Here is a 5,281-nt window from a genome sequence, read left to right on the forward strand (position 1 = left end):
ACCATATACTATACACCAAAACGGTGAAAAATTGTTGAAATTTTTCTTAATTTTCCTCTATGACTTTTATATTTCTGTAGAAATACTTTTTTCCCCTTTATTGTGATAGCTTTTTCTAACACAAGTTAGCTATAACTAAACTTTTATGTATTTCTAAAAAAACATTCTATTCCCTTGTTTATTTTTATTTTTTGTATTATTATAGGAACAGAGACAACGAATTGGATTATGTCTAGAATATTTAATCTCAAAGGAGGGTACATACTATGGCACACGTAATTGGTGATGAATGTGTAAGCTGCGGATCTTGCGAAGCTGAATGTCCAGTAGGAGCTATCGCTCAGGGAGCAGATCATTATGAGATCGATGCTGACGCTTGTGTAGATTGTGGCGCTTGTGCTGCTCAGTGTCCAGTAGGAGCAATTTCTGAAGGTTAATAACGCAGAATAAGTAAGATAAGAATGCACGGTACATTTTGTATCGTGCATTTTTTTGTTTTGATATTTTGTATATTATTTCTTTTTTAATAAATTTATTTCTCTCGACGGATTCTGACGAATTCGGTGATCTTTCCTGTGCTATGATACATTTACCCATAAGGGACAAGTATTATAAGATAAGGGGGTATCTAACATGGGAAATCATATGAATACTTTAGAACAGATAAAACGTGAGACCAGAGATGATGCCAGACTGTATGCCTGTATCCGGGATCTTTATGATCAGGGAGTTTCTCTCTCTGATTTAAAAGCACTGATTCCCGATATCAGACGGACCAGAGAACAGTTACAGTTAAAACGCATGCTGCAGAATAACAACGAAGTTCTCATGGCAATGTTCAGTCAGGAGATGTCCTTTCTTCTGGATGCAAAAGAACGCCATGAAGAATTAGAATTCAAAAAACTGGATCAGTTGATCCGCCAGCAGCAATCCTTCCGGAAAGCATCGGCCGAAACCGGTCCAGTTAAGAAATTAAAAAGAATCTTCCTGTCTGCTTAAGTTGGCAAACTTTGTATATTCGCCAAGCCAAGCCAGATTAACGGTCCCTACCGGGCCGTTTCTTTGTTTTGCGATAATTATTTCTGCCTGTTTTTTGAACTCTGAATCTTTATTGTAGTATTCGTCTCGGTAAATGAACATTACCACGTCCGCATCCTGCTCGATGGCTCCGGATTCACGAAGGTCCGAAAGCATCGGTCTTTTATCCGGACGGCTTTCTACCGCACGGCTTAACTGTGACAGGGATACTACCGGCACATTCAGCTCTCTGGCAAGTCCCTTTAACTGTCGGGAAATGTCTGAGACTTCCTGCTGTCTGGACTCCGAACTTCTTCCCACACTTCCGGTCATCAACTGCAGGTAGTCAATGATGATAATATCAAGTCCGTGTTCCAGTTTGTACTTTCTGCATTTCGATCTGAGTTCTGAGATAGAGATACCCGGAGTATCATCAATGATCAGCTTCGACTGACCGATAATCCCAGCTCCTTCTATTAGTTTCTCCCAGTCGGAATCTTTCATATTACCGGTTCTTAGGGACTGGGCATCTACCTGGGACTCCAGAGAAAACAGTCGGTTCACCAGCTGTTCTTTTGACATCTCCAGACTGAAGATTGCTACTGCTTTATTCTTCTTAAATGCCATATACTGCGCAATGTTTAATACAAACGCCGTTTTTCCCATAGATGGACGGGCTGCGATCAGAATAAAATCTGACGGCTGAAATCCGGAAAGTTTATAATCCAGATCAATGAATCCCGTCGGTATTCCCGTAACGGTTCCTTTACTCTTAGACGCCTTCTCAATCTTATCTAATGCATTTAAAACAACCTGTTTGATCGGTACGTAATCACCGGTCGTACGTCTCTGTAATAACTGAAACATGGATTTCTCTGTCTGTTCCATAATCGACTCTACCGGCTCTTTTCCCGCATAGCACATATTTTCAATTGATTCGTTCAGTTTAATCATCTTACGCATTAACGACTTATCTGCCACGATCTGTGCGTAATATTTCACGTTCGCAGAAGTCGGCACTGCTGTCACCAGGTCTCTGACAAATTCCAGACTGGCAATCTCCGCCGGTACGTCCTTTTCCTTCAGTCTTTCCTGCAAGGTGATCAGATCGACCGGTTTTCCTTCATTGAACAGTTCGATCATCGAATCAAAGATCACTCCGTATGACGCCTGATAAAAATCATCACCACTGATGATTTCTCCTGCAGTGGTGATGGCATCTTTATCCATAAGCATGGCGCCGACCACAGACTGTTCTGCTTCGATGCTGTGTGGCATGACTCGTTTGATGAGTGCTTCTTCCACGCCTGAATTCCTCCTATGCTTCTTCTTTTACAACAACTTTCAGCTCTGCTGTTACCTTTGGATGCAGCTTAACCGGCACATTATGGGTTCCCAGTGTTCTGATTGCTTCTTTTAACTGTACTTTCTTCTTGTCGATCGTAAGATCCATCTGCTTTTTAACCTCTTCTGCGATCTCTTTTGAAGATACGGAACCGAATGCTTTGCCGCCTTCTCCCATCTTGATCGCAACTTCGATCTTACCTGCTTCGATCTTCTTGCCAAGTTCCTGCGCATCTTCATACTGCTGCTGTGCAATCTTATCGTCGTTGGCTTTCTTTAACTTCAGGTCATTTAAGTTCTTTCCGTTGGCTTCTACACCTTTATTTTTCTTTAAGATAAAGTTTCTTGCGTATCCGTCGCTGACGTTTACGATCTCTCCTTTTTTACCAAGTGACTTTACGTCTTCTGTCAAAATTACTTTCATTACAAGTCTCCTCCTTCTATCATCTCGTCAATCACCTGTTTTAAGCAGGCTACCGCTTCATCCATATCCGTATGATTGAACTGCGCTCCCGAAGCGTTCATGTGACCGCCTCCGCCCAGACGTTCCATGATGATCTGTACATTGACCTCATCGATCGAACGTGCGCTGACGTATATTCTTCCATTATATTCGGTTAATACAAATGATGCCTTGATCTCACTGATATCCAGCAGTTCATTTGCTGCCTGTGCCCCGATGATCGTCGGGCTTTCGATGTGAAGATCCACACCTCTTGCGATGGCAAATTTATTATGATAAACCTCCGCGCTGCTGATGATCTCTGCTTTCGCTCTGTAAGATTCCATGTCATCACGGAATAATTTTCTTACCAATGTGATATCTGCACCGCATCTTCTTAAGAATGCCGCTGCTTCAAAAGTACGGACTCCGGTACTATTCACAAAGTTGTTGGTATCGATCATGATACCGGCATACAGGCTGCTCGCCTCAATCTTTGGAATCTTGATTCCGTCTACGATATACTGCAATACTTCTGATACCATCTCACATGCCGATGATGCATACGGTTCAATATAAGACAGCAGCGCATTGTCGATATTATCACTGCTCTGTCTGTGATGATCCAGAACCACGATCGTCTTGGTCGTCTTCAGAAGTTCCTCACATTCTGTCATCATCGGACGGTTCGTATCTACTACTACAACCATCGAATTCTCATCCGCCATATTCATCGCCTGTGACGATGTCAGGAACAGATCGTCCGGGTAATTCGAATCCTGTTCGAATAATTCATATAATGGTCTGAGCGATGCAGATACTTCATTAATTACAATATAAGCACGTTTTTCCAAAGCCAGTGCCGCACGGTAGATTCCCATTGCCGCACCGAACGCATCCACGTCTGTCAGCTTATGTCCCATAACAAAGATCTTATCTTTGACCGTGATAAATTCACGCAGTGCCTCCGCTTTTACACGCGCCTTTACACGGGTATTCTTTGCTGTCTGTTCACGTTTGCCACCATAATAAGTCACACCGTTACAGTCCTTGATAACTGCCTGATCGCCGCCTCTTGCAAGCGCAAGATCAATCGCAACACGTGCATAGTTGTAACTCTGCGCATAAGAATCAGAACTCAGTCCAAGTCCGATACTTAATGTCGCCGGGATTCCATTTCCGATATTTACGGATTTTACATCGTCCAGCAGGGAGAACTTATCTTCTTCCAGCTGTTTGAAGTAAGATTTCCGGATGATGATAAAATATTTATCATTCTCCAGTTTCTTAACGATTCCGTCAACCTTCGCAATATACTGGTTGATCTTACGGTCTACCAGTGCCATCAGAAGTGACTGTCTGACTTCTTCCACACTGTCGATCACTTCATCATAGTTATCAATGTAAACCAGCCCGGCAACCATCCTCTGCTCTTCGTTCTCTCGGATAATACGGTTAAGTTCCGTAACATCCTGAAGATATACAGCTATAAAATATTCTTTTTCCTTTGGCAGCTCCATAAGCTGTTCTGTATCACTAAATCCTTCTACTGATACTCTCCGGATCTCTGCCTGATACTCTTTGTCATCATAATACACTTCCATTGTGACCGTCTGTTGGTCCTCTTTTGGAAATATACTCCGGTTCAATTCAGGAATGTATTTGCTGATATAAGCTTCTCCCTTGGGTTTACCTCCCAGGATTGCTTCAAATTCATCGTTCATCCAGATCGCTTTTCCATCATCCAACAGGATCGCATAAGGAATCGACAGTTCTCTCAGCAATGTATTCTGAACAATGCCATACTGTGCAGCAAACTCTACCAGGTCTTTCATAATGATGTTCTTACTGTAAAAATACAGTCCACCCACCATAATGATATATACGACTACAAATACGGCCATCAGGATTCCCGCTCTGTGATCCAGCTTATAAACCCACAAATCCATTGCTATGAGAAGCAGGGACATAATAGCCGGCCACTGGATGTAAAGTTTGAGTTGTCCTTTGAGCTGCACTTTTCCTTTTTCATTCTTCTTTTCCATGATTCTCGCCTCTGTGTGTGAGTATTTCTCACTCCTTTTGCAGTGCCTGTCAGTGATCTGATCATCCACTGCTCTTTACATATGTGGATATTATACCATTTATCCCCTGAAAAAGAAAGACGGGAAATCCTTAACGTTCTGTTAAGTATTTCCCATCATCCGGTGTTCATTTTTATGATTTATGATTCATATCCGTTTGGATTCTGTGACTGCCATCTCCATGTATCGGCACACATCTCATCCAGCCCTTTTTCAGCCTTCCAGCCAAGCACTCTTGCTGCCTTGGCAGGATCTGCATAACACATTGCGATATCTCCGGCTCTTCTTGGTTTGATCTCATATGGAATCTCTTTTCCACATGCTTTGCCGAATGCTTTTACCATATCAAGCACGGAATATCCAACACCCGTTCCAAGATTGATCACATCAAGTC

6 protein-coding genes are annotated in these 5,281 nt (G+C 42.5%); 2 read left to right on the forward strand and 4 right to left on the reverse strand.

Features of this window, described 5'->3' with window-relative positions; translation table 11 throughout:
• The first annotated feature begins 266 nt into the window (after positions 1–266).
• Entirely contained in the window at positions 267–437 is a 171-nt protein-coding gene (locus tag NCY30_RS14635; protein WP_006427022.1) for a DUF362 domain-containing protein, read from the forward strand.
• A 196-nt stretch (positions 438–633) separates the two neighbouring features.
• Positions 634–999: a hypothetical protein gene (locus tag NCY30_RS14640; RefSeq protein WP_006427023.1), complete on the forward strand. Its 366-nt coding sequence runs from the start codon at positions 634–636 to the stop codon at positions 997–999.
• On the opposite strand, the gene dnaB is transcribed toward NCY30_RS14640, so the two are convergent.
• The 4 genes from dnaB to NCY30_RS14660 all read right to left on the reverse strand — a co-directional run.
• Entirely contained in the window at positions 973–2,322 is a 1,350-nt protein-coding gene (gene dnaB, locus NCY30_RS14645) for a replicative DNA helicase (protein WP_022416342.1), read from the reverse strand. The two genes, NCY30_RS14640 and dnaB, sit on opposite strands and share 27 nt — an antisense overlap.
• Before the next feature lie 13 nt (positions 2,323–2,335).
• Positions 2,336–2,785, reverse strand: a complete 450-nt coding sequence (gene rplI / locus NCY30_RS14650; protein ID WP_022416341.1) for a 50S ribosomal protein L9 — start codon at positions 2,783–2,785, stop codon at positions 2,336–2,338.
• The gene (locus NCY30_RS14655) at positions 2,785–4,848 is read right to left on the reverse strand and encodes a DHH family phosphoesterase (protein ID WP_173785107.1); all 2,064 of its coding nucleotides are present in this window, start codon (positions 4,846–4,848) and stop codon (positions 2,785–2,787) included. The genes rplI and NCY30_RS14655 overlap by 1 nt, the downstream gene beginning before the upstream one ends.
• Positions 4,849–5,027: 179 nt before the next feature.
• A partial coding sequence (locus NCY30_RS14660; RefSeq protein WP_250818863.1) for a GDP-mannose 4,6-dehydratase occupies positions 5,028–5,281 on the reverse strand: 254 nt, incomplete at its 5' end.

This window comes from Dorea sp. MB18-49 (genome assembly GCF_023669465.1).
Classification (GTDB): domain Bacteria; phylum Bacillota; class Clostridia; order Lachnospirales; family Lachnospiraceae; genus Dorea_A; species Dorea_A longicatena.